Here is a 24,381-nt window from a genome sequence, read left to right on the forward strand (position 1 = left end):
ATTGCATCCATTTTGTTTACATGAATCATAAATGATTAGATTTATGTGATAAAGTTTATAAAAATTTAGGAGGGGTATGTGTGTTTTCGAAATGGAAAAAAGGATTAGTAACTACTTTATTTGCACTAACAACATTTTCAACAGTAGCATCTGCTGAAGAATTACCTGCAGATCAACAAAAATGGCAGAAATGGGTTAGTGAACATGCAGTTAAATTACAGGAACCAACTACTGCTAGTTCTAATGAGGATTTATCATTTTTAAAGAAAACCTTACAAGACAAACGTATTGTCTTATTAGGTGAATCTACTCATGGTTCAACCGAAATGAATCAATCAAAAGTTCGGATGATTAAGTATTTGCATGAAGAAATGGGTTATGATGTAATTGCATTTGAATCAGGCTTTACAGAAGCGAATGTTGTGTATCAAAATATAGATGATTTAACAGCTGAACAAGCTATGAAGAAAGCTATTTCTAACGTGTGGTCTACAGAAGATGTGGAAGAATTATTTCAATACATAAAAGAACAAAAAGAAAAAGGAACGCCCCTTATTTTAACGGGATTTGATATACGAATACCGTGGAATGCCTCTACTGCTACATTTGCAACAACTGCAAATGAATGGATTAGTAAATTGAACCCTGAAATAGGGAAACTTCTCGTAGAAGCGGAAGAAGAAATAGTGAAATACCGTTCTGTTTCTTCTTATGAAGAATTCCAAACGATGCAGTCTTCTCTTTTGTTTAAATACGAAAAAGTAAAAGAATTCATTCAACAACATTCAAATGATTTAAAACAAGTAGCGCCTAAAGCATCCTATGATGTAAAACTTCTAGAAAAATCAGTCAGTATTCGAATTGATACGCTAAAAGCGCATATTCCAAATGAAGTAAAATCGAGATTTGGAATCCCCTTTGATTACGCTAACTATAATAGTTAGTTTCATTTGTTTTCTGGAAATAGCTTATTGAACAATGAATAAGGAACCGTTTTTTTAATTAACAATTCGTAAACTTCAGCACCAACATCATGTAGAGTTACATAGGCAAAGAAATCTTCTGTTGTATCCAACAACGAAAATGTGTTTTTAAGTCTATTCATTACATTGATTCCTATTAAAACCAGCTGCTCTTCAAAAAACGATTTATGAAATGCTATCTTTCTTTCAACATTAAGTATTGGATGCTCCGTATTTATACAATAGTATGCATTTGAGATTTCTTCTAATTGTGGGGTGGTTAATTCATTGAAAAAGGTAAACGGAAATGATGAATCATGGTACCGAATTCCATATAAGTTATTAAGCTCTTCTTCTGATTCATCAGAATACCATTTATCAACTATCTTTCGGTATGCTTGTTCGGTATTTATTGATATACCAAAGTAGCCTCCCTCAGTACGACGTACAATGCGAGTACAAATACATCTTTATTATTTTCGGAATGAGAAAATTTTTCTATGACATTAGAACATGTCTCAAAAAATAAATCTTCAACATACTTAAAATCAGCTAAAAATATATCTTTTTCATTTGAGATATCTTCAAAATATGCAATAGTTTTTTCAGGAGTATAAACAATAAAACCTTTTTGAGTTGACTCCCAATCTCCATTAATGACTTGTTTAAGAAATGTGTTATAATCCATGGTTTTACCCCTTTTTCCATTTGTTTTTATGTATTATTTGTTTGTAATAACGACAGGAAAATATATAAATAGACAATCCTGCGAACAAAGAAGCAGTAACAATCACTTTATTATCTATTAATTCAATTTTAGTATAGTCTGGACTGTCAATATCAAATAGATCAATGTAATTACATTTCGAATTACCGTATGCTTTTGTAAAATAATCAATAAATCTACTAATAAACATCTCTTTTTTATTCAAACTTTCTAGTACTTCTCCGCTTTCATTCAGAATAAGTTCTTCAAGTTTTTTGCTTTTAAATATTTCGTTATATACTTGCATAGTTATCCCTCCTCCCCCTCTATTTTTTCTGTACATAATGATTAAAAGGTTATACTTTCAGTAATATTTTGAATCAATTACTCTAATATATTTTCAATGGAATATTCTTGGTTATCAAGTATCGTTCCTCCCATATCTGTTTCATCTTAAAATAATTGTTTTATTACTTGTGAATATATGGAATTATTAGGATGTCATTTATTATTATTTATTAGTAGAAAAAATGATTGTAGATGGATGAAATAAAACCTCATAAAAAGAAAAGATATAAGTGGAGAACGTTTAAGAAATTTTTAATTCAATGTAGGGTTAACATTAAAAAAATATTTAAAGGCTTATTTATTTTAAGTCTATTAGGTGCATTTGTGGAATTTGGTTGTTACATAGTGGATTCAAAATCGCATAGGGAATTGACTGTTATAATTTGCTTTATGGTAACGTACTCTGGAAATAAACAATTTAATTCCCTCTTAAAAGAGCCCTAATATTCAATTAGGGCTCTTTTTTATACAAAACACATGCAAAATGTTAAGCTGTTTTTCGATATAATTTTTGTGTTTCTTTCTTCTTCTCTTTGCTCGGTGGTCGAATGAAAATAGAAATAATAAAGGAAACAATACATAGTATACCGATTGTATTGAAAGTTGGCTGGAATCCACCTAATAGCGCTCCAATAAATGAACCTGCAAGCGCTCCGAAACCAAACCCTTGATATACGATTCCGTAATTTGTGCTATGATTTTTTAAACCGAAGAAATCACCCACAATTGCCGGAAATATAGTAATGTTTCCTCCGAAACAAAATGCCACACTTGCAACACAAGTAAAATAAATAGCGTAGTTTAAATTCATAAAACTGAGTGTGAAAACAGATAAGCCAATTATAACAAAAGTTGCTGAAACAATTTTTAATCGACCTATTTTATCTGATAATGTCCCAAGAACAATTCGGCCTGCAGTATTAAAAATCGCAATCATCGCAACTGCATTGGCTGCGGTGGCAGCACTAAGTCCTACGAGTTGAACTCCGATATCTTTTACCATACTGATTAAATATAGGCCACCCATGCATGATGTAAATAGCATAAAAAACAATAAATAAACTTGTTTTGTGCGTAACATTTCTTTCGGTGAGTAGTTATGACTTAATGTTTCAGATACTGTTTCATTTGTCACAGCTTCACGTAAGAAGTAAGATCCCGCAAGGACTAAAATTAATACAATAATACCCCAATATAAAAAAGTTTCCGAAACACCAACTGTATCAATGAGCATTCCATTCACGTATTTAAAAATTAGGCTTCCCATTCCATAAGCCGAGACTGATATACCAGAGATCAAACCTTTCCGATTTGGAAACCATTTAATTAAATTTGATAATGATGTGATATAGGCTGTTCCATCTGCATATCCTACCACGACACCAGCGAGTAAATAAAGTAATGGTAATGAGGAAACTTGCGAGCTAAGTATTAATCCAATCCCAAGAACAATCCCTGCGGTTGCAATAAGTTTTCGAAGTCCCATTTTTTGTTGTAATTTCCCTGCAAACAAAGTTGAAAATGATAAAGAAAAGCTGGTAATGGAAAAGGTTATAGCTACAGTATTAAGATCCCATCCAAATTTATTAACTAAAGGTTGATTAAACAAACTCCATGTATAAATCGTTCCAAGACCAATTTGTACAATGATTGTGCCTAGGACAATAAGCCATGGATTTATAGATGTTTGTTTCATGCTAACTGTCCCTCTCTTATCATGTTATGATTTATCACAATTTAGTATTTCCGCAATGAAATGCAAGATACTAATTTAAGACTGGAAATTTGTATCTTGTATAAAATAAACAAAAAGACGCTTCGTTAAGAAACGTCTTTTTGTCGATTAGATTATATACGGGTTTATTGTAAAAAGCTGTGTTAAGATAAGACATTTTCAAATGCTTATATACATATAGTACCAAATATTATCATTATTTTTATGAGGCTAAAGATGTATTTTTCTTTCGTAAGAAAGTCGTATAATTAATATTCAATTTCCTCATAATCTTTTGGTTGGGGAACAGTTTGCATATTGGCAGCATCTTTTGGATCACTATATATAGCATTTTGTTCGGTACTCATATCTTTTACAGTTTGTTTATTATTTTTGTTCGACTGCTTTTTCATTAAGGCTCACTCCTTTTTTATAAAAGTAGTTATACCCTAATTGAGTCATTTTTACTGACACGAAATGTATCAGCGACTAAATTGCTAAATTCTCGTAAATAATACAGATAGTTCTCGCCTCCATAGTTATATCTTTTGTTATACATTTTAGCGACGACAACATTGTATTCCGGAATAACTAAAATGGTGGGTCCTGTAATGCCTAATATTTGATACGAACCTTTAGGTACCCTTTCCCCAAGTTCGCTTTGTAAAGCTGGTGTGTTTTGCACAAACCAAAAGCACCCGTTTTGTGGTAAGTCCATGTTTTCGTATTTTGGACTTTGAAGACTTGTTGCAATTTTAATGACCTCTTTCGGTACAATTTGTTTCCCGTTTATGTATCCTTCATTTAAATGTAAATTTCCCCAATAGGCGAATTCTCTAGCAGAAACAAAAAGATTTTTTTCTGTTCCATCATCTGATATCCCAGTACTATAAATTGCTTCTTCATGAGGATTTACTATTACCTTTACCAAATTCTCATAATGCTTTTTTCTCCATCCTGTTTCTTTAAAACCTGCAGGTATAAAAATACGTTCTTTTAATAATTCAGGGAAACTTTTTTGGTATAGCTGATAAATAAGACGTGTTATCATATGTACGTTAATATCTCTATATGCCCACCCTTTTCCAGGTTCAAATTCTCGATAAATAGTCCCCTCTTCTTTTTCATTTAAACCATGCGAATGGGTTACTAAATGTCTTAATGTTGTTTTAGCAAGCAAATTTCTATCATAGTCTTTAAAATAATCAGCTGCATATTCGTCGAGATTCTTTATCCTCCCTTCATAAAGTGCATATGCAACTGCTAAACCTAAATAACTTTTTCTAGCCGAAGCAACATTAAATTGTGAAGAAGCTGTAATGGAGACGCTGTTTTCAGTATTAGAATGTTTTCCACTATAATGTTCAAGTACCACTTCATTATCTTTTATAATAAAAAGTGCTGCTGCGGAACTATGATTCCGTTTTTTTATTTCTTCTACCCATGAAACTAATTTCTGATATGTATCCAATGTATTATTCACCTCGTTATGAACTCTATATCGAATATTAAATTCATTAGAAACAGAAGTTATCCTTTAATTTGTCTATTCTATAAAATGAAAGAAAAGTGCTTTTGTAATCCAATCATGTATATGCACTTTTCTTTCATACAAAACTTTACCTATGTTTCAAACTTAAATGAACCACCAGCTCCAGCAACCAAAGCAACTAAAGCAGCTGAAACATCTGAAACATCCACCGCAACGTCCGCATCCGCCACAACGCCCGCAACCACCACATCCACCGCAACGTCCACAACCACCAAATTGTTGACGAGCATCTTCCTGAACATAATAATATGGATATTGATTTTGTTGATCCCAATACACAACATTTCCAGCTTGATAATCATTTAAATTTAATGATTGCAGTTCTTGTTGAAATTCATTCATTTTTATGACCTCCGTTTATAAATTAAAGCTTCTATCCAGCGCAATTCATCGATGTTTTTCTATGTTTTTTGCTTATTTAATCTTTGTAATAAACAGCGATAAATATAGAATCTATAAATCAATTTCAATACGTACAACAACAAAATATGAGCTTTTACTGGGTGATGTACCTTGTTCGGTTGCCTATTTTTAGATAGCTTGTATGTTGGATTCATTTTTATAAATGAAATAATAAAAGTGATTTTAATAATATGGAATTAGAAAATGGTATTTAAATTTATCAGGGTGAATGGATTATTTTTACTTGATGAGGATTCCAGCTCTTTTTGGGAAGCTGTTCATGTATTAAATCCTAGAAACTGTGGGGAATTTCAAAGCAAATTGGAGTGGGAAAGAATAAGTTGGGTACTTATGCAGTATTATTAACACTTAAGTACCCAACGCTATGCAGAAAATACTTTATAAATTGCTAATCCAACAATTTGATAAATCTTCTTTTTGTACTTTTTCTATTAATCTTTGAACAGAGGGTTCGGGCATTACTTTATATGTAATTAGATTTTCATAATTAGGAATAATCCAATGAAATTCCAAATGAGATTCTTTAGAAATCGGTGTTATATCACTATGTAAGTCTTTACTATAGACTTCGAAAACATGGTTAATTTCATAATGAAGCGTCTCACTATCTTGCCACTCGTTTTCAATCACTCCTAAAAAACGCGTAACTTCACAATCTATACCTATTTCTTCTTTTAATTCGCGAATTAATGCACATTCGGCAGGTTCTCCTAATTCCACATGACCACCTGGTAAAAAAGAATAATGTCCTTTGTAATTTGCTATTAAAAGTTTGTTATTTTTTATAATAATCCCTCTTACAATATGATGGAATTTTGTTTTCAATTAGGTTCCTCCTCTTTATGCAGTAACTGCTCTATAGTATTTATTTTCGTTACATCCTTATTATTATTTTTTGTTCTTCTATAACTATCGTGAATGGATTTTGAATACACCTCTAAATAATCTTATTTTCACGTTTTTTCTTAATTAAAGTTAAACAATATACTTGTTCTCCATCATAAACATGACCAAGATCTACAAAACCATAACTTTCATATAATTTTTTTGCTCGAGTGTTCTCTTTATGAACAGTTAGACGAATCTCTTTACACTGAGAAAAATGATTGGTAATCCATTTAATCATTTCTACTAAAGTGGATTTTCCGTATCCTTTTCCTTGATATTTTTCATCAATCATAAAACCATTAATCCAATACATGTCCACTGTATTTCTATCGAAGGCATGCATAATAAACCCAACCATAATATCGTTGTCGTATATAGCAAACGGTATATATTCTACATTTTCGCCATCTGGTTTGATATATACTTTTGCAAGTGATACAGCTACAGGTGGTACAAATTGATTTTGCTTGTTGGATACTTGTAATTTTAGTGCTTCTTCCCAGTTTTCCCTTGTCACGATTTTTAATTGTATGTTTACCATATAAAACTCCTTTGAAATAACTGATTATGAATTTATTGAAAAACCCTTGTTTAGTAATTGTTTCTTTGTGGAATTCAAATATCTTAATAACATTTCCGAAAAGATTTCGTATTTTTCTAGATTCGTCCCATTCCATTCATTTCCTCTTTTACTTATGGATTTTGAAATATTCAAAGTGAATATAACTTATTTATAAACTTTTTATTTTCTTCACTCGTATGTAGTGATCTTTTTCGCTTTTTATATGCGCAAGTACAACGCCAAATATTATTATGACACCCCCAAGTATAGATAACATAGTTGGAATCTCTCCCAACCATATCCAGCTGATAAAGCATGCAAATGCTGGTGTTAAATAAAGTGAGCTCGTTGCTTCAGAGGCTCCAGAATGAGAAGTTATATAAGCTAAAGCAATATAAGGAAGTACAGTTGGAAAAAGACCTAAATACACAGCGCTAAGAGTAATCTCTATAGGAGCTTTTACTATTTCAGAGCCGAGTCCTGGTAAAAAAATTAGCATTAATAAAGTTCCTGCCCATATCGTATATACAGTAAACGGCAGATTTCCATATTGTTTTAGAAATGGTTTTTGAAAAACAAAGAATAGACTTTCTGAAAATGCAGCAAGAAGTATAAGTAATATACCAGCATTGAATTGGAATACATCACCTGTACTCATTGATATAAATGCTACCCCTATAAAACTAACTGCTGCTCCTATCCATCCCCATAGTTTAAATCTTTCATGGGAAAATATAACAGCAAGAATTGCAGTAAAGATAGGGGTGACTGATACAATCAAACTTGCAGGGCCTGCACTCACACTTTTCTCTCCATAATTTAAGGTGATATGATAAACGGTAAAACCCAAGCCGCCTAGTATGAATATTACTGGTATGTCTTTTAATTCTGGTAGACGCATTTTACTTATGATTGCCAAAATAAATAAAGCGAATGAAGCGATTAGTAAACGTAGTAGTGTAAGGTGTTCCGGTGTATATGCTTCAAGACCAACACGAATTCCAGGAAATGCAGAACCCCAAAGAACAATCGTAATGCAGTGCGCAAATAAAATACGGAAATTCCAATTACTATTTTTCATATCATTCATTCCTTTCATATAGAAAAAGTCAACCACTTGTTCTTTTCTAATTATTTCTTTTCATAATATTCAATCGTTGATAAAATGTCTTCAACCACTTCTTTAATGAAAAAACCAACCACTTTCCAGTTCATTAGTGGAAAAAAGGGAGCTTTTTATGAGTACGTATGATCGAAAGTTGAATAAACAATCTCCTAAGTACCAACAGATTATGGATTATATGAAAGAAAAAATTACAAATGGAGAATGGCCCATAGGTAGCAAAATACCAAGCCAACGAAAATTGGCACAGATATTTGATGTGAATCGAAGTACGGTTATTACTGCATTAGAGGAACTAACAGCAGATGGTTTAATCAAAGGAAAGATGGGTATGGGTACAATTGTGGTTAATAATACATGGACCCTATTAGCTACTGACCCACCGCCTAATTGGGATGAGTATGTAAAAGCAGGTTTACATAAACCAAGTAAAGGAATGGTTCAAGAAATTAATAAAGTGGAATCAAATAAAAAATTCATTCACCTTAGTAAAGGGGAACTTGCTTCTGATATTTTCCCATTAGAAACAATGCAATCAGTCATGCAAGAAGTATCTAAAAATCTCACTGTTTTTGGATATGAAGAACCAAAGGGTTTTCTACCTTTACGTGAAGCTATTAGTAATTATGTAAAATCATTTGGTATTCAAGTTTCTCCATCTTCCATATTAATTGTCTCTGGTGCCTTGCAGGCTTTACAGTTGATATCTGTTGGTCTTCTCCATAAAGGATCTACAGTATTACTTGAACAACCTTCATATCTCTATTCGCTACATGTATTTCAATCAGCAGGCATGCATTTATCAGGGGTATCAATCGATCATCAAGGGATTTTACCAAGTGATCTATCTAGACGAAATAAATATAATGGTGAGAAAACAATTTTATATTCTATTCCTAGTTTTCATAACCCAACCGGAACTTTAATGTCAGAAAATCGGCGGAAAGAACTTATAAAAATATGTGAGAAAGAACAACTTCCTATTATTGAAGATGATATTTACCGAGAGTTATGGATTGATGAATCACCTCCTTTCCCATTAAAAGCAATGGATAAACACGGACATGTATTACATATCGGTAGTTTATCAAAGACGCTAAGTCCAGGTTTGAGGATTGGATGGATTATCGGTCCCGAACCTGTAATTGAAAGATTATCAGATATAAAAATGCAAACGGATTATGGTTCTAGTTCTTTATCACAAAGAGTTGCTGCTGAATGGTTATCTAGCGGCTTATATGAGAGGCATGTAGAATCTGTGAGAAAACAGCTACAGGAGCGAAGATACGTGATGCTTAAAGCATTGAATATATACTGTAAGAATATTGCAGAATGGAATGTTCCTAGTGGTGGATTTTTTATATGGTTAAAAATAAAACCGAAAATCTCAATGAAAAAACTATACTCAAAGGCGTTATCTAGGAGAATACTTCTTAACCCAGGGCGTATTTATGAAGAAGAATCTGATCAGCATATTCGACTATCTTATGCTTATGCATCTATAGAAGAGCTTACGAAAGGAATTTATCAATTAAGTGAGATTGTTCGAGAGTTGATGGAATGATAGAAAAATCCTCTTCTCATAAGGAAGAGGATTTTTTATTCCTTCTTAGTTTTTTTAAATCGTTTTATCAAAAACCTCGTTTATAAAATCAGTTTTCTCTTCACAATAACTATTAATATCATATCGATAGTTTTCGGCTAATCCATATTTCAATTCTTCATATTCTTTACGTGCAGCCTTATTCGATGATAAATAATCACGTAAAGCGATATGCTCTAAATAGCCTTTCCCATCCTTTGGACAAACATAGAGATGATATTTCATAACATGATCTTCTTTATTCCTTTGAAAGGCTTCACGTCCTTCAACACCTAGATTTCCTTGATGATGATAACCTTCTTTTTCTAATCGTTTTATAATGTCAGGTAAAATATCATAACTCTCTATAATCACATCAATATCAATAATTGGTTTAGCTGCTAACCCTTCAACAGAGGTGCTCCCTACATGCTCAATTCTTAAAATTAAATCTCCAATATAACTTTCAATCATCAGCTTGATTTTCTGAAATTCCGTTTTCCATTCAGGATTATAAGGCTTGATTTCTATTACTCTTGTTTTTTCAGCCATTATCGATTCCTCCTTATCGTAATTGTATGTTTCTTCTTAATATAACAAGTTGTTCATCCGGACCTTCACCAAACCTTCGAACTTTTGCAAAAACAGGTTCTGTTTTTATACAGACTATGAATACTTGAAGAAAAGTCCGATATACTATTACTCAAATTTCCTGATGTACTTTTGTCTAAACGTTTCTAAAGATTTCGTTACACCTGGCACAAACTATAATTAAAATTCACAAATAATAACGAAGACATTAGGGTCCCTCCCTATTTTTCGCTACATATTAGTAAGACTCTATGGATCTTCTCTTAGAATCTTTTTATGTATTGGATTAGTTAGATTAGTAAGTATAGAAAAGGTGGGGCCACACTACATCTGCGACCATCTTTTCTATACTATTCAATTGTAATGCTTCAGTCACCATTCGCTTTAACACCAAAATGGTACTGGCTTCCACCAATTCCCTGTAATAAATAACATAGTTAATAGATTATAACTTTCACTAAAATAGCTTTCTTGCTTATTTTTCATCCAATCCCAACCACTATGGTACCCCGCTTATAATAGTTGTTACAAGAAAATATAGAAAACATTCAAACGAGTAAAGAACATTATTAAGCTCTGAAAAAAGCAGAATCGTTGATTATTTAATAACGATTCTGCTTTGATGATATCCACACACTTTCTATTTCATTGTGAACGTAACTTGCTTAAGTTTCAATAAAAAATAGACACCCTTAGAAGTGAAAAATTTCTTAGGTGTCTATTTTGATTGTGTAGTTTCCTATACTCTTGAAGTATGTTTCAAAATATCGTTAATTATATTAGCCCAATCGTCGAAATGAATTTCATGACCGGTTCCCTCTAGTGTTAGTAACGATGCATTAGGAATTTCATCAACAAGAGCCAAAGCATGCTCATACGGAAGTACCGTATCTTCTGTGCCATGAATAACTAGTGCAGGTATATTTATTTCTTTTAATTTCCCCTCGTAGTAAGCATCACCTTTAAGCAGTGCATGATTAAACATACTGAGTAGATTGTTTGCTCGCTTTACTTCTTTTGTTACTCATTTGTTTCTTTTAAAGATTCATATATTAAAGATTCATCAGCACCTGAGAAGAAAGTGACTGATAAACCATTTAATAAACTATATAAACAAAATAACCATATATCATCAGCAAAAAACAATATAGAAATACTTATAATCTTTATGCAAGCGCCTGTTATAAAAGAGAGTTTTAAACCCAACCGATCTGCAAACACGCCTGCTGGTACTTCTCCAATTAGAACCGCTCCACTCCAGCACATTAATACGAGAAAAATATTGGAAGGAGTTAATCCTCTTTCCACATAAAACAACGTCATAACCGCTTGTAAAAAGCTAATTGTTCCAAAAAAATGAACCCAAAATAAAATAGAAATATTATGTTTTGCTAGTGTATATTTCTTCAAACGTTCTCCTACTTTCCGATATTTATATTCTTTGCGGAAGTAGGAGTGCTAAGTTAGCTTAAATGCTATTCACTCCTCTTCCCTCATTTAAGAATGTTTTTAAAGTTTTTGACATGTTAATTCCTCCTTGCGTTTAATTAATTGTATCGTAACAAAAATTCTTAATATTCACAAAGATATTTTATAAACTGGATAAGATTGTCGAAATAGAAAAAGTGGTATATAATAAGCAGTAACATTACTAGTAATTATTTTAGGTATTCCTAGAATAAAGGAGCGATACATATGAAAATTACTATTTATTTCGGAAGTCATGAAGATCAAGATGTACGTACAATGGATTGTCATTTAGATGTAGACGATGCAGAAGAGCTTGTCTCTGTTTCATAATATAAATTACAAATTAAGTGGGTCGAAACCTCTTCCCCATCACGTTCAAGGCACCTTTAAAAGGTGTCTTTTTTATTGTTTTCTGGTGAAAATCTCTTTACTTTGTAGCGATTAAATAGTAAAATATAAATATACGAACAAACGTTCTTTTATTTTAATCGTACTTGAAGGGATGATTTTTACAATGGCTCAAAACAAGCGCAGAGGAAGAAAAAAGCATACACCTACTATCTCAAATACAGGCTTTATCGGCTCTGTGTTTATTGATACATTGGAACTACAAAAAAAATCCTATTATTTTGCTCGTAAAAAGTTACAAATTGTCCATCATGTATTAGATGGTTTGGCAGGTGCAACAAGTTCTTTGTTTAAAGAACATAATATATCAGCACATATGTCTTGTGTGTATTTACATAAACAAAAGAAAATCGGTTTTGTTCTTTCAACAAAACCTTTTGAAGAAGCTGATGGTGTTGCTTATTTTAAAAATTACTTAATTGAAAAAAATTTTTACGATAATCAAGACGCTGAATTTCAAGAAGTATTTAATACAGGGTTTATTGGAGTGGTATTTGCTGATCTATCTAGTATCGATCGTTTTAATTTTGATTTTGAGATGAGCATGCTATCAAAACTAATGAAAGATATGATTATTCCTGTTAAAGAACTCTTTTTACGCCATAATACTCCTGCTTATATCTCTACCTCACATTTAGAGGGACAAAACAAATTAGGATTTGTTTTGTCTGTTAAACCTTATGATGAACGTGCAGAAGCGGATTTATATTTTGAAACATACTTAAAAGAACGTGGCTTATATATTGGTGATGAAGAAGATGATATTGATAAAATTGTGATTCGAAAAAAGGTAGAGTTAATATAGAAAAAATGCAGGATTGCAATCCTGCATTTTTTATTTGAAAGTCTCGTTTTCTAAAATAACAACAGAATCGTTAGTCATTCTACCAGCTTCTTTTGTATAACTAACAAGTCGTTGGATATTATCGCAACACAATTTTGCTCCCCATACGAGTAATGGTACACCAATAAAATCAATATGTAATCTTCTTGAAAATAATCCTCCAAATGTCATGGGAAGTGGAACTGTTGGTGATGTATTTGAAAAAATGATTTTTTCCTTATTTTGATATTGCTGTTGAAGGATCTCTCCTAAGTTCTTCATTGCTGGAACGACTAACTTTTCTGTTCCGTGTCCTATTGTGTAAACTGGATTTCCTCCCTCGTCTCGCCCTCGAAAAATTAATTTTCCCATATCTGAAGTTTTGAGTTTATTGAAATAGTCTACATTTAAAATTTCTACTTTAGTCAGTTTTCGATCAGTGGGGAGTTTATTTAAATGGTATGCTGCTGCAAGTGAAGTTGTATGGGTTCCACCGAAATCAGTGTAAATAAATATCATAGTCTCATTCCTTTTTCATTCACATTCAATATTTATAAGTATCACCATTTCAACATTTACTAATCAAGAGAGATTTTGATTTTATAACTTCCTTGTTTTAATTCGTGATTTTTGCTTGTGATAAAACTATGATAAACATAATGGCAATGATATTCTTATTCCGCTTCTAATTTAGATAAGATATAATTATATATTACTGAAAGGATGGTGTATTTCTTTTGAATATTCTCGAAACAGAGCGGCTTATTCTTCGCCTACAAACAACCGAAGATGCAGCGTTTATCCTTGAGCTTTTGAATGATCCCTCTTGGCTACGATTTATAGGAGATCGCGGTGTAAGAACCCTAGAAGATGCAAGAGACTATATTTTGAATGGACCAATTCACATGTATGAACAATTTGGTTTCTGTCTTTTTTTAGTAGAGCGAAAAGAGGATCATGTTCCAATCGGAATTTGTGGTCTCGTAAAAAGAGATTCCTTGGAAGATGTTGATATTGGATTCGCTTTTCTCCCAAAGTACTGGGCAAAAGGATACGCCTATGAAGCAGCTTCTGCGGTAATGTTATATGGGAAAGATAAGCTAGGGTTAAATCGTATTGTAGGGATTACTACCCAAGACAATTATGCCTCAGCTAAGCTGCTTAAAAAAGTAGGATTGCAGTTTGAACGATTGATTCGATTGCCTAATGACAATGAAGAACTTAACCTGTTCGTATTTGATAAACGAAAAGAAAACCACATAAATGAACAGTAGAGATATCGAAAATGTAAAAAAGACTCTCCATTCGGGAGAGTTTTTTTTACATTTTTTAATTTTATGATGCATTTGCCGGTATACTTATTTTACAGCCTGAACAGATACTGGTTTCCACCCTTTGTTTTCAACCCAATCAATATATACTGTATATTTTTTATTGCTTTGCTTATTTCGCACATTTCCATATGCTTTATTTGTTCCATTATTTCCGATGAAATCATAAATGAGTTGTGATTCAGGAACATTAACAGCATAGGAAATTGCCTTTTTCATCTCATTCCAATCTGTCGTTCCCTCTTGAAATTGCATAGCAGGCTTTGTCCCTTGTTCTGTACCAATTGGTTCCCATTGCTTTATTTGTTCTATTTGATCTGCATTTTTGTCCGATTGATTTTTATTTATTACTTCTTCATTAACCTTCTGCTCTTCGACTTTATTATTCTTTTGTTCTTCTTGTTTTTTTACTTGATTTTCGTTGTTCTGTTTTTCTTTTTCTTTTTCTTTCAAGCTTTCTGTTTCTTGATTTTGCTGTTCTATTAATTTTTGTTTTTCAATCTCATTGTTTATTTGTTCTTTTGATATATCTTTTTCGGATTGTTTTGTTTTTTGTTCCTCTATTTTTTTGTTTTTCGCCTCTTCAGATGCATATTGTGCTACTTTCTTTTCTTCTGAACGCTCTTTTCCTTTTGTTTGATCAGTAAAAAATAACTGATAAGATACCATGCTGACTGTCAGTAATACTATACTTAATCCAATATTAATAACACCGCGCATTCGACGTGATTGTTGTTTTTCTTGAAACCTACTTTTAATCCCCATTCCTGGAACCTCCATGTGACTGTTACAGTGAAACTGTATGCTACTTTCATTACTTTAAATTCCGAATTCTATATATAGTTCTTACCTCTTTTCCCCTTATCACCTACACTAACCTTTATTTTAAATACATATGTATTAGTAAACCTGCTTTTTTATATTACATTTTAATATTCAGAACTTCAATAACTATTTTTTGCCCTTCCTTTTGATTCAACCATAATAACTATAAGTTAAAACGCAATAAACTTAACTCTGTATTAGTTTTGCTTTACGAGCAACACGACAAACAAATCGCATTAATTTTTTATGAACAAATGGAAAAATTGTAAAAAATATATCCATCGTTTTTTTAAAAAGGCATTGGACAAATAATTAATTGATTTCTCTCTATCCCTTTAAGGGCAATTTTTGCAAATTTCTCTGCTGTTTTTGGCTTATTCATTATAGCGCTATTTTCATAGTTCTCTCCTCCATGAGTTGTATTTCTCTGCATGAAAACGAAATAAAAGGCGAGTATGAATTACGAATTCTTTTTAGAAATAGATAACAAAAATATAGTGATCACCTCTTCGAATAAACGTTGTAATTCCTCAGTTTTAACTGTGTGGATAAATTGACATAAGCCACCTAACTACGAACCTAATAGAATACTTGTCTTTTCAATATCCTCTATTTTAAATTCATCATTATTAATTCTTTCTTCTAAAATATGTTGATATCCTTGTAGGGGGATATTTGCTAATCCATATAGTTTCTGCACTGTAGAAGGGTTGGTGGTAGGATCTGATGCAAGTTCTTGACCAGCTCTTAGTAAAGGTGTTATGTAATTATAAAAACTTTTCTGTTGCTGTTTGATATTTCACATCCCATTGCTGCATACCCTTTTTCGCCAAATACACAAACAAGTTTTCTTTATTTTGATAATGATAATAAATATGTCCTTTGCTATAACCAGAGGCTTTCGCAATATCTTCAACAGAAGTCTTTGCATACTCCTTTATAGAAAATAATTCGGTTGCTTTTTCAGCTATTACTTGTTTTGCTTGTTCACTGTCATAACGTCTTTTATTCAACAGTGTTCTCCTTTCGATTGAATTCTAAAAAATTAAACGGTTGTTCTAATTTTAGTTTATGCAAATCTTCTATATGTAGCAACTATTGTAATAAAAAATACAAAACATTAACTATACAAAGAATTGATATGCACGGAGATAGGCTGTTCATATACGATTGCTAGTTTTGATTATTTTATTTTTTATATAAATGCGGTGCGTGAAATTGCCTGTTTTTCACAAACTTTAATTCGTGTTTTTTATTCTTTTTACATATATTTATAAAGAGAATGGAGGGATATTCATGCGAATCTCGTACACAGAAACTGATGTGGACTTGTTAGCTCGTTTAATAAGAGCAGAAGCAGAAGGCGAAGGCCAACAAGGGATGCTGGATGTTGGAAATGTCGGTGTGAACAGAGTGATGTGTAATTGTTTAGACTTTAAAGGGATTACAAATATTGGGCAAATGGTGTATCAACAACAAGGCGGAAGTTATTCATTCGAAGCTGTAACAAAAGGATATTTTTATCAACGTGCAAGAGAAACTGATAAGGAACTGGCAAGAAAATGCCTGGAATATTGGAGAGGGCATCCCGCAACTAATTCCCTCTGGTTTTTTAATCCTACAGGAAATTGTCCGCCCGTTTGGTGGAATCAGACATTAGCAGGACAATTCAAGGAACATTGTTTCTATCAACCAACACAAGCGGATTGCCCAAAAGTATATGCTGGAAAATAAGTGTTTATTTTATGAGTGTTTCAAAGATTTACTACAAATAATGAGGATTATGTAAATGAATATACCTTTAAAACATTCTTAACTTCCTCTTCTCGTTCAAAAGTTAGCCAAAAGGAAAAGTCTTATTAGCAAGGCTTTTCCTTTTTAAGATTCCATAATTAATTGCTAAATGGACCTAGAAGTTGTTTCTATTTTCCGGAGAAGCATTATCATTCAAGCCTTCTTCAATTAAGCCATGATTCATGTTTTTTCCGTAAAATATTTCATCCATTTCCGTTTTTAATTTTTTTGTAATCTCCTCACGTTCTTTTTCGGGTAACTTTTCTTGGGTATATCCAAATAGATAGTTGTTCAAATCAAATTCTTTTAGTTTACATTTTGTATGGAAAATATGTTCTTGATAGACATTAACATCAATCATATCATAGAGATTTTTCACGTTATTTGGAATGTAATTTTGGATAGAACTTATTTCGTGATCGATAAATAATTTGTTACCTGTTATATCTCTTGTAAAGCCTCTAACACGATAATCAATTGTCATAATATCTGTATCAAATGAGTGAATTAGATAATTTAACGCTTTAAGAGGTGAGATTTCACCGCATGTAGCTACATCAATATCTGCTCGAAAAGTGCTGATACCCTCATTCGGATGATATTCAGGATACGTATGTACTGTAATATGACTTTTATCTAACTGCATGACAACTGAATCTGGAAGAGGTCCAGGAGATTCAGTGAATGATTCAGTTGGCACTTCTACCACTGGACCTTCTGATACTAATATAGTTACGCTTGCGCCTTGTGGTACATAGTCTTGTTTAGCAATATTCAATACATGTGCTCCTATAATATCCGAGACATTTTTCAAAATCTTAGTTAATCTGTCTGCATTATATTGTTCATCTATGTATTCTATATAAGCTTCTCGTTCCTTTTTTGTTTTTGTATAGCAAATATCATACATGTTAAAACTTAATGATTTTGTAAGGTTATTGAATCCATGTAATTGAATCCGTTGCTCTGGTGTTAGTTTCATGATAAAATTCCCCATTCTGTTGTTCAATAATATTTGATAAACCCTTTACGCAATATAATTCCATACTACAACTTTTTCATGCATATTCTTTTGAATTAGAATCACTTGAAATATATTAGTTATTTCTAATTCGCGACTGGAATTTAATTGAGTTTAATACATTTTATTACTGTAAAAATACGGTAAGTGAAATTTAGAATAACAACAATATAGAATTTGAATCAAGAAAACGTTGTGACTAGATTAACCAAAAATGAAAAGATGTACGAGTTCATATCAACCTGTACATCTTTTCATTTTCTTTGTAGTCAAGACTAATTAGATACTGTGTCAATTTGTTTAATTAGTCTCAATTAAAACATTATTTGTTTAAATCTTTTTTTGTTATTTCACTTCTAATATTCACATCTTTTGAGAATTCAGTATCGTTTTTTAGATTATTCAGATGTTGATCTTTACGCTTTCGATTATCATTCCGATTCGTCATCATTTATCCCCCTCTTATTAACGTTCGTACCTATTTTGTACAAAAGGAACTATTTCATACAGATTATTTTCGTATGTATAGTCTCGTATTATTGAGAATTTTAGTGAATTTTCTTATTTTATAAAATAAGAAAATTTGTTACTTACTATCTTTTGTAGTAGGATTCCTCCATAAAAAATTTATTCATTTCTTTTAATGAATACAAAAAGTGTATGTTTTGTTCATGGTTTTAATCTCTTTTGTCTAATGCACTATGAGTCGATCGATGAAGTTTATAACCATTTTCCACTTTTTATGAAATTTATTTTTGACAAAACACTTACTTGGTGGTGCATACTATGCTTATTGGAGGTGACAATCATGGGACACAATCAAAACCCGTTTACAACAAAGAAGCGTAATGCCAACGGACAATATGATAAAGAAGCACACAGCATCGACAGCCATGGTAACTTTGTACCTAACACACCAACGAATGACGCTGTTCTTCGTGCTGAAAGGCCGAAGAACAAATGAAAAAAACTGGATTTCTCCTGGGCTTTTTCATTTGTAATAATTTTCATTGATATCGTTTGTCAAAAAATAACGAGTACGTGGCATTCCCTTTTTTTGGCTCATCAAGAATACTTACTACCTTGGATTTTATATGATCCTCTTTCTCTTCCATTGGCAGTTACTGCTTGAGTACCAATTATTAGTGGAAGAAGCGATTTTTATTACTAGAAACAGAATAAAATTAATTCAAGAAGCTTACACGTTAGATGTAAGCTTCTTTCAGCCTGCGCAATTAAGATTTGAATTTTACCAAATTTAACACAATGCGTTCAATATCTTTCCAAACTATTTGGACATGATAAAGAATGAGGTGACTATAATGAAAAATGAAATATCAAAGTTAGTACCAGAAGCAGTTAACAAGGTAATTCAGAAAGAAGTTAAAGACAGAAACCGACGCATTATTGATTTAATTATCGATGATGCCACTGCATATGGATTTAATTCGGAGCAAGTAGTCCCTTGTATCATGGCTGCTTATTATGCTCATCAGTCCGCGCATTATCCTAGTGAAATGGAAGATGAGTGGATCGGAATCTTAGTCTTCTACACAGCTATACGTTCAGCGATGAAGCTTTTATCTTACGGTAAATTTAAAGCAAAGCGATCAGAGAATGGATGGATGATGTATACAGATCATTGAACAAATCTTATTTTGGAGTAAGAGATTTCTATTAACAAACCGCTGAAATCTCTTACTGATTGCCAAATAAATACGAGATTATATTTAAGTAATTTAATCTAATGCTTCTTCTGCTAACGAAATAATATTCTCAATATATGGAGATTTTTCATTTGTATACGCCACTCGATCAAATGGATACTTCATGGCAAGCTCTTGTTTTAATTGTTTATATTCCATACGTGCCCATTCATGATTTCTCATAAAATCACGGAATAATAAATTGTTCTTCCACTCTTGACCACCATACGTATAGACGTGTAAATGATGTGTACCTGCTCTCCATTTCCCTTTTCTAAAAAAACGTCTATGTGGAAAATGTTTATGAAATACATATTCATATCCTATTGTTTGCATAGGTTCTATCCAATGATCAACTACTTTTAAATCTTTAACACCTATCATCATATCAATAAGCGGTTTCGCGTCTAATCCTTCTACTGACGTACTTCCAATATGTTCAATCTCTAAGATGTCCTTTTCTAGTAATGCGATAAATTTCTCTTTCTCTTTCAAAAATTCCGTATGCCAATTTAAATTATACGATTCAATGATTATTTCTTTATCCATCTCTTCCTCCTTTTATACTCATAACCTAAGTTTATAAGCTATCTTTTTTATTAATCAAAACAGGACTTTCTGCATCATTCTCAAATATATCAATGTTTAATCTAATTATATAAAATAAGAGGTGCAAAATGAATGAAATTCCGATAACAATTCATTTGGATGATGTCCCTTTTCAATTAAAGGAATATCAAGATTTCGATTGGCTTGTAAGACTTGGTAGAGTATTTGCAGTGTTAGATCAGTAAGATTCAGCGAATATTTACTTCGGTATTGAAAAAAATCAACGCTATACGCAAGTGAAAGAGTTTTATTTAGCATAGGGATTTACTCGTAACAAACCTTCTCATTGTAGTAAAATAATTAATAATGAAGAAATTACATTTTTTCTGTATAATACTTATTAGTATTGAAAACTACAATAATGAGGCATGCTAGATGAATTTTATATACATCAATCAAAACGTATTAAATAATTTGCTTTACATTTTAAGTAGCGTCTTTGTTTTTTATTTTATATATGATAACGGGATGTTTTTCAAAAAATACAAAAAAACCCTTATTGTAATCTGCACGAGTATACCGTTAATTTTATGTATGAAATACCCTATATATATCGATGAAAATTGTGTTCATGATTTAAGACAAATTCCATTTTTCATAGGTACACTTTATGGTGGCTTACCGGTTGGAATCGCTTTATTAACTATCATGTTATTAATTCGGTTTGTTTTTTATGGTGTGAACTTTTTAACTGTTATTGTTTATATTGTAATGCTAATTTTCACTGCTCTTGCCTCTTCTAAATTTAATCAATTAAATAGAAGAAAGAAACTCATTATGTCAATATTTTTATCTATTTCTCTTGCTTTACTTACAACATTTATCGCTGTAATTTTATCGGATTTTCCAATTACACATCCATATATTACTTATTTTATTATACTGCCCCCGATTATCATGTTATTTGTTGTATATATGAATGAAGTTTTAAGAGATGCCTTTATGATGAGATCCAAATTAGTAAAAATGGAGAAAATGGAGATTGTGAGTCAACTTGCTGCAAGTATTTCGCATGAAGTTAGAAATCCTCTTACTGTAGTAAAAGGATTTACTCAGCTCCTGAAAACACCAGATTTATCACAAGAGTCACGAGAACAATATATTGAACATATTCTGGGAGAGTTAAACCGTGCACAAGTTATAATTGATGATTACTTAACATTCGCTAAGCCTGCATCACAAAAAGTTGATAACATTATAATAGATCAAGAATTAAAAAGAGTAATAAGTATGATGATGCCATTATGTAATATGAATTCTATAAATGTTTCTGAAGAATTAGTAACCGGATCCATTATTGGGAATACACAGCATTTTCAACAATGCTTTTTAAACTTAGTAAAAAATAGCATTGAAGCAATGCCAAATGGCGGGAAACTTCGTGTTCAATCATCGGTTTTTGAAAACAAAGTTACGATTGTTATTAAGGATAGTGGAATTGGTATGACGCCAGAACAAATAAATCGATTTGGCGAACCATATTTCAGCACAAAAACAAAAGGAACAGGTTTAGGTACGATGGTTGCAGTGAAAATCATTGAAACGATGAACGGCACTTTAAGTATAAAGAGTATTGTTAATAAAGGAACGACTTTAAAGATTACATTTCCACAAAATAATGAGGTTGCTTAATAAAATCTTGATTTAAAAGGAGCTCCTATGCTCCTTTTTGTTTTCCCATATATAAAAATTAGCTATGCTTTTATAAGATTTTGCATAAATTAGTTATATAAAAACCTTAATATTCATTCATCTCTATGAGTATGGAAAAAGTCTCATATCGGTATGAATAAAAACAAACTGCTGAATCATTTCATTTAAACATTTCGCTGCTTTTGTAGGAATTTGATGCTTTACGTTATCAATGAATTTTAATTCATTACATGGCACTTTTCCATGCAGTAATTTCGCATGACTATAAAATACCTTATCTTTCTTACCATAAACTAACAAAATCGGAAGTTGAATATTTTCAAGCTGATTCGTACAATTATAATGCAAACTATAACGATAATATTGCCAGATATTTTTGGCATTCCCTTTTCGTGCTTCTTTAAACATCTTTTTGAACAATTTATGTGTATTTGAATTGCCCCATGAAATAGACCATGCTAAAAATGAAACTGCTCCCACTTTCGCAAGTTTCACGCCAAGTGAAATCTTATTCTTTAGATATCCATCCCTAACTTCTGACATCCCCCCGATTAGAATACCCCCTAACGCTCTTTCAGCAAAAGTCAATAAAAATTCTAATGCGATAGAGCTTCCAGTCGAATATCCACATACAAATGCTTTTTTAATCTCCAAATGATCCAACAAACATCTAATGTCTTCAGCAATCAATGGATAGGTTATCGGTTGTTTTGAATACTGACTCCTTCCGTGCCCTCTAATATCAAAAGCAATTACCTTGAAATTTTGGGATAATTCCTCGATTTGGTACTCAAAATTCACACAAGTAAGTACAGGGGGATGAATAAAAACAATAGGAACCCCTTTTCCCTTAACGATATAATACAGACTACCACCGTCCACATCCAACATTGGCATGTATGTAATCACCTCAACAATCTAAAATCGTCCCTAACTCTTTTTCAAGAAAAAAAGTATCTTCCAAAAGGATGCATACTAAAAATTGATTTCAGTACAAAAGTATTCCCCTTTTGTTATTAATTCCTTTATAAGATGACATGTTATGCTATAAATAACCTCTTACAGTACACATTGACAATGTGCCTTTGCACTCATTTCAGTTATTATGTGGCACTTCTTTTTTTCTATTCTGGCAACTATTTAGAATAAATCACAATAAATTTTATTCTATAAATTACCATAGAAAATGAATATCATTCCTTTTAATCTCATTTTTTTATATACTCCATCTCATTGAGTAAAAAACATTATGTAAATGAATTTTGTACATGTTTCCCTTTTTCATGAGTGAACCTACAAGTACACTTAGGGTTTTTAAGAAAAAAGATTTAAGAAATATTAACATAAATTAGCATCATAAATTTCTATAAAATATTGCAACATAAATCTTGTGAAATTGAACTTAGTGTTTCTTTTTCCTAATTATTTTTACAGGGGGTAAAAAATGAATACTCTTAACTTCTTGATGTCACTATTCAATTCTGGAAGAAGAACTCAGCAAATGTTTAAATTATTTAGAAATAGACGGAATAACAATAGAAGCTGGATTTGGTTTTCTTTACTAGGATTAGGAACAGTTTTTAGTGTAGTAGCAACACGTAATTCAAACATGATGAAACCTATTCAACGTTTGTTCCAAGGTGTTCAAAATCCGACAAAAACATTCATTCCATCCAAAGTAAATTTAGCAAATATAGAGTTTGCCGATGAAATTACGCCTAACAGTCAAAAGAAACTAGGTAATCAAAATCAATAACTATCGTGAATAATAAAAACTTATCTTTAGTCACAACTGTTTACAATATAAAAAAGCATATAAATTTCACGAATGTTTTTAAGTGTAACTTTGTCATTTCAGTACAATTTTGATTTAAATCACAGCCGTCCCTATTTCATTTTTCATTGATTAGCATAGCTGTACCACTCTTTATGTATGTATTAAGTTTTTTATTTGTAAAACTCAATCAGAATCAATCACCGGTACACAAAAAAATCAAAACTCTAGAAAATTTCTATTGAAAAAAGGAGCATGATAGCTCCTTTTTCCTGTTGAATCTCGTATTGATACTAAAAAAAGTATCTTTAATAGTTTTTCTGATTACATGATTCTGCGACGAATGATAAAAAAATCGTTTGTTTTTTAATATCCTCCGCCCCAGCAGCTGCATCCAACAATAATTAATAAAATAAATAAAACAACTAATAAAGCAAATCCTCCACCAAAACCGCAAGAACCACCGTGACTCATATTTTCTCCTCCTTTTAGTATAAAGCTAATGGGTAATCGATT

26 protein-coding genes and 5 pseudogenes are annotated in these 24,381 nt (G+C 31.7%); 9 read left to right on the plus strand and 22 right to left on the minus strand.

The features are described from left to right. Window positions 1-80: 80 nt before the first annotated feature. Entirely contained in the window at window positions 81-944 is an 864-nt protein-coding gene (locus HRG09_RS05920) for an erythromycin esterase family protein (RefSeq protein WP_375335750.1), read from the plus strand. 427 nt (window positions 945-1,371) lie between these two features. Here HRG09_RS05920 and HRG09_RS28750 read toward each other — a convergent pair whose 3' ends face one another. From HRG09_RS28750 to HRG09_RS05965, 9 genes are all read right to left on the minus strand, one after another. Beyond that, window positions 1,372-1,650, minus strand: a complete 279-nt coding sequence (locus HRG09_RS28750; RefSeq protein WP_254610035.1) for a hypothetical protein — start codon at window positions 1,648-1,650, stop codon at window positions 1,372-1,374. A 4-nt stretch (window positions 1,651-1,654) separates the two neighbouring features. Then, window positions 1,655-1,975 (minus strand): hypothetical protein, encoded by a 321-nt coding sequence (locus tag HRG09_RS05930; protein ID WP_254610036.1) that lies wholly within the window; start codon window positions 1,973-1,975, stop codon window positions 1,655-1,657. A 528-nt stretch (window positions 1,976-2,503) separates the two neighbouring features. Next, a complete protein-coding gene (locus HRG09_RS05935; RefSeq protein ID WP_174099823.1) occupies window positions 2,504-3,712 on the minus strand; it encodes an L-lactate MFS transporter in 1,209 nt (402 codons plus the stop codon). A 287-nt stretch (window positions 3,713-3,999) separates the two neighbouring features. Then, window positions 4,000-4,143: a hypothetical protein gene (locus HRG09_RS05940; RefSeq protein WP_174099824.1), complete on the minus strand. Its 144-nt coding sequence runs from the start codon at window positions 4,141-4,143 to the stop codon at window positions 4,000-4,002. A 29-nt stretch (window positions 4,144-4,172) separates the two neighbouring features. Then, window positions 4,173-5,201 carry a serine hydrolase domain-containing protein gene (locus HRG09_RS05945; protein WP_174099826.1) on the minus strand — a complete coding sequence of 343 codons (1,029 nt, stop codon included), beginning with the start codon at window positions 5,199-5,201 and terminating at the stop codon, window positions 4,173-4,175. 165 nt (window positions 5,202-5,366) lie between these two features. Then, entirely contained in the window at window positions 5,367-5,624 is a 258-nt protein-coding gene (locus HRG09_RS05950; protein WP_174099828.1) for a heterocycloanthracin/sonorensin family bacteriocin, read from the minus strand. 459 nt (window positions 5,625-6,083) lie between these two features. Then, a complete protein-coding gene (locus HRG09_RS05955; RefSeq protein WP_174099829.1) occupies window positions 6,084-6,530 on the minus strand; it encodes an NUDIX domain-containing protein in 447 nt (148 codons plus the stop codon). Window positions 6,531-6,642: 112 nt separating this feature from the next. Beyond that, window positions 6,643-7,134: a GNAT family N-acetyltransferase gene (locus HRG09_RS05960; protein ID WP_174099831.1), complete on the minus strand. Its 492-nt coding sequence runs from the start codon at window positions 7,132-7,134 to the stop codon at window positions 6,643-6,645. A 190-nt stretch (window positions 7,135-7,324) separates the two neighbouring features. After that, window positions 7,325-8,236, minus strand: coding sequence for a DMT family transporter (locus HRG09_RS05965; protein WP_174099832.1), 912 nt, complete (start codon window positions 8,234-8,236; stop codon window positions 7,325-7,327). A 157-nt stretch (window positions 8,237-8,393) separates the two neighbouring features. Here HRG09_RS05965 and pdxR point away from each other — a divergent pair, with 157 nt between their 5' ends. After that, the gene (pdxR, locus tag HRG09_RS05970; RefSeq protein ID WP_174099834.1) at window positions 8,394-9,842 is read left to right on the plus strand and encodes a MocR-like pyridoxine biosynthesis transcription factor PdxR; all 1,449 of its coding nucleotides are present in this window, start codon (window positions 8,394-8,396) and stop codon (window positions 9,840-9,842) included. A gap of 54 nt (window positions 9,843-9,896) precedes the next feature. Here pdxR and HRG09_RS05975 read toward each other — a convergent pair whose 3' ends face one another. The 4 genes and pseudogenes from HRG09_RS05975 to HRG09_RS05990 form a co-directional block, all read right to left on the minus strand. Continuing rightward, the gene (locus HRG09_RS05975) at window positions 9,897-10,412 is read right to left on the minus strand and encodes a GrpB family protein (RefSeq protein ID WP_174099837.1); all 516 of its coding nucleotides are present in this window, start codon (window positions 10,410-10,412) and stop codon (window positions 9,897-9,899) included. Window positions 10,413-10,835: 423 nt separating this feature from the next. Continuing rightward, window positions 10,836-10,955, minus strand: a pseudogene (locus HRG09_RS05980) (glycosyl hydrolase family 8); the annotation flags it as partial. A 235-nt stretch (window positions 10,956-11,190) separates the two neighbouring features. Continuing rightward, window positions 11,191-11,475, minus strand: a pseudogene (locus HRG09_RS05985) (alpha/beta fold hydrolase); the annotation flags it as partial. Further along, window positions 11,475-11,861, minus strand: a pseudogene (locus tag HRG09_RS05990) (MFS transporter); the annotation flags it as partial. The pseudogenes HRG09_RS05985 and HRG09_RS05990, both read right to left, overlap by 1 nt. A 562-nt stretch (window positions 11,862-12,423) precedes the next feature. Here HRG09_RS05990 and HRG09_RS05995 point away from each other — a divergent pair. After that, the gene (locus HRG09_RS05995; RefSeq protein WP_174099839.1) at window positions 12,424-13,134 is read left to right on the plus strand and encodes a hypothetical protein; all 711 of its coding nucleotides are present in this window, start codon (window positions 12,424-12,426) and stop codon (window positions 13,132-13,134) included. A gap of 30 nt (window positions 13,135-13,164) precedes the next feature. Here the strand turns inward: HRG09_RS05995 and HRG09_RS06000 are convergent, their stop codons facing one another. Continuing rightward, window positions 13,165-13,671, minus strand: a complete 507-nt coding sequence (locus HRG09_RS06000) for a DUF3189 family protein (RefSeq protein WP_174099841.1) — start codon at window positions 13,669-13,671, stop codon at window positions 13,165-13,167. Between the two features lie 218 nt (window positions 13,672-13,889). On the opposite strand from HRG09_RS06000, the gene HRG09_RS06005 reads away from it, so the two are divergent. Then, a complete protein-coding gene (locus HRG09_RS06005; RefSeq protein ID WP_174099843.1) occupies window positions 13,890-14,426 on the plus strand; it encodes a GNAT family N-acetyltransferase in 537 nt (178 codons plus the stop codon). Between the two features lie 84 nt (window positions 14,427-14,510). Here the strand turns inward: HRG09_RS06005 and HRG09_RS06010 are convergent, their stop codons facing one another. The 3 genes and pseudogenes from HRG09_RS06010 to HRG09_RS06015 all read right to left on the minus strand — a co-directional run bounded on the left by HRG09_RS06010 (window position 14,511) and on the right by HRG09_RS06015 (window position 16,321). Further along, a complete protein-coding gene (locus tag HRG09_RS06010) occupies window positions 14,511-15,248 on the minus strand; it encodes a YrrS family protein (protein WP_174099845.1) in 738 nt (245 codons plus the stop codon). Between the two features lie 246 nt (window positions 15,249-15,494). Continuing rightward, window positions 15,495-15,687 (minus strand): annotated as a pseudogene (locus HRG09_RS28755) (oxidoreductase); the annotation flags it as partial. Window positions 15,688-15,768: 81 nt separating this feature from the next. Continuing rightward, window positions 15,769-16,321 (minus strand): annotated as a pseudogene (locus HRG09_RS06015) (TetR/AcrR family transcriptional regulator). A 283-nt stretch (window positions 16,322-16,604) separates the two neighbouring features. On the opposite strand from HRG09_RS06015, the gene HRG09_RS06020 reads away from it, so the two are divergent. Beyond that, on the plus strand, window positions 16,605-17,042 hold the full coding sequence (locus HRG09_RS06020; protein WP_174099847.1) for a cell wall hydrolase: 438 nt from the start codon (window positions 16,605-16,607) through the stop codon (window positions 17,040-17,042). 175 nt (window positions 17,043-17,217) lie between these two features. Here HRG09_RS06020 and speD read toward each other — a convergent pair whose 3' ends face one another. Together speD and HRG09_RS29345 are read right to left on the minus strand one after the other, a co-directional pair. Then, entirely contained in the window at window positions 17,218-18,084 is an 867-nt protein-coding gene (gene speD / locus HRG09_RS06025; RefSeq protein WP_174099849.1) for an adenosylmethionine decarboxylase, read from the minus strand. Window positions 18,085-18,445: 361 nt separating this feature from the next. Beyond that, window positions 18,446-18,571, minus strand: a complete 126-nt coding sequence (locus HRG09_RS29345) for a hypothetical protein (protein WP_262386294.1) — start codon at window positions 18,569-18,571, stop codon at window positions 18,446-18,448. A gap of 360 nt (window positions 18,572-18,931) precedes the next feature. On the opposite strand from HRG09_RS29345, the gene HRG09_RS06030 reads away from it, so the two are divergent. Beyond that, on the plus strand, window positions 18,932-19,087 hold the full coding sequence (locus tag HRG09_RS06030) for a hypothetical protein (RefSeq protein ID WP_174099851.1): 156 nt from the start codon (window positions 18,932-18,934) through the stop codon (window positions 19,085-19,087). Window positions 19,088-19,445: 358 nt separating this feature from the next. Continuing rightward, window positions 19,446-19,769: a hypothetical protein gene (locus tag HRG09_RS06035; protein WP_174099853.1), complete on the plus strand. Its 324-nt coding sequence runs from the start codon at window positions 19,446-19,448 to the stop codon at window positions 19,767-19,769. A gap of 93 nt (window positions 19,770-19,862) precedes the next feature. On the opposite strand, the gene HRG09_RS06040 is transcribed toward HRG09_RS06035, so the two are convergent. Continuing rightward, a complete protein-coding gene (locus tag HRG09_RS06040; RefSeq protein WP_174099855.1) occupies window positions 19,863-20,378 on the minus strand; it encodes a GrpB family protein in 516 nt (171 codons plus the stop codon). A 435-nt stretch (window positions 20,379-20,813) separates the two neighbouring features. Here HRG09_RS06040 and HRG09_RS06050 point away from each other — a divergent pair, with 435 nt between their 5' ends. Further along, window positions 20,814-22,070, plus strand: coding sequence for a sensor histidine kinase (locus HRG09_RS06050; protein ID WP_174099857.1), 1,257 nt, complete (start codon window positions 20,814-20,816; stop codon window positions 22,068-22,070). Window positions 22,071-22,193: 123 nt separating this feature from the next. Here HRG09_RS06050 and HRG09_RS06055 read toward each other — a convergent pair whose 3' ends face one another. Beyond that, window positions 22,194-22,988: an alpha/beta fold hydrolase gene (locus HRG09_RS06055; protein WP_174099858.1), complete on the minus strand. Its 795-nt coding sequence runs from the start codon at window positions 22,986-22,988 to the stop codon at window positions 22,194-22,196. Between the two features lie 547 nt (window positions 22,989-23,535). Here HRG09_RS06055 and HRG09_RS06060 point away from each other — a divergent pair. Continuing rightward, window positions 23,536-23,847, plus strand: coding sequence for a hypothetical protein (locus HRG09_RS06060; RefSeq protein ID WP_174099860.1), 312 nt, complete (start codon window positions 23,536-23,538; stop codon window positions 23,845-23,847). A gap of 384 nt (window positions 23,848-24,231) precedes the next feature. On the opposite strand, the gene HRG09_RS06065 is transcribed toward HRG09_RS06060, so the two are convergent. Continuing rightward, window positions 24,232-24,339, minus strand: coding sequence for a YjcZ family sporulation protein (locus HRG09_RS06065; protein ID WP_088229366.1), 108 nt, complete (start codon window positions 24,337-24,339; stop codon window positions 24,232-24,234). Between the last annotated feature and the right edge of the window lie 42 nt (window positions 24,340-24,381).

The sequence above is a fragment of the Bacillus sp. Xin1 genome (assembly GCF_013314535.1).
Taxonomy (GTDB): domain Bacteria; phylum Bacillota; class Bacilli; order Bacillales; family Bacillaceae_G; genus Bacillus_A.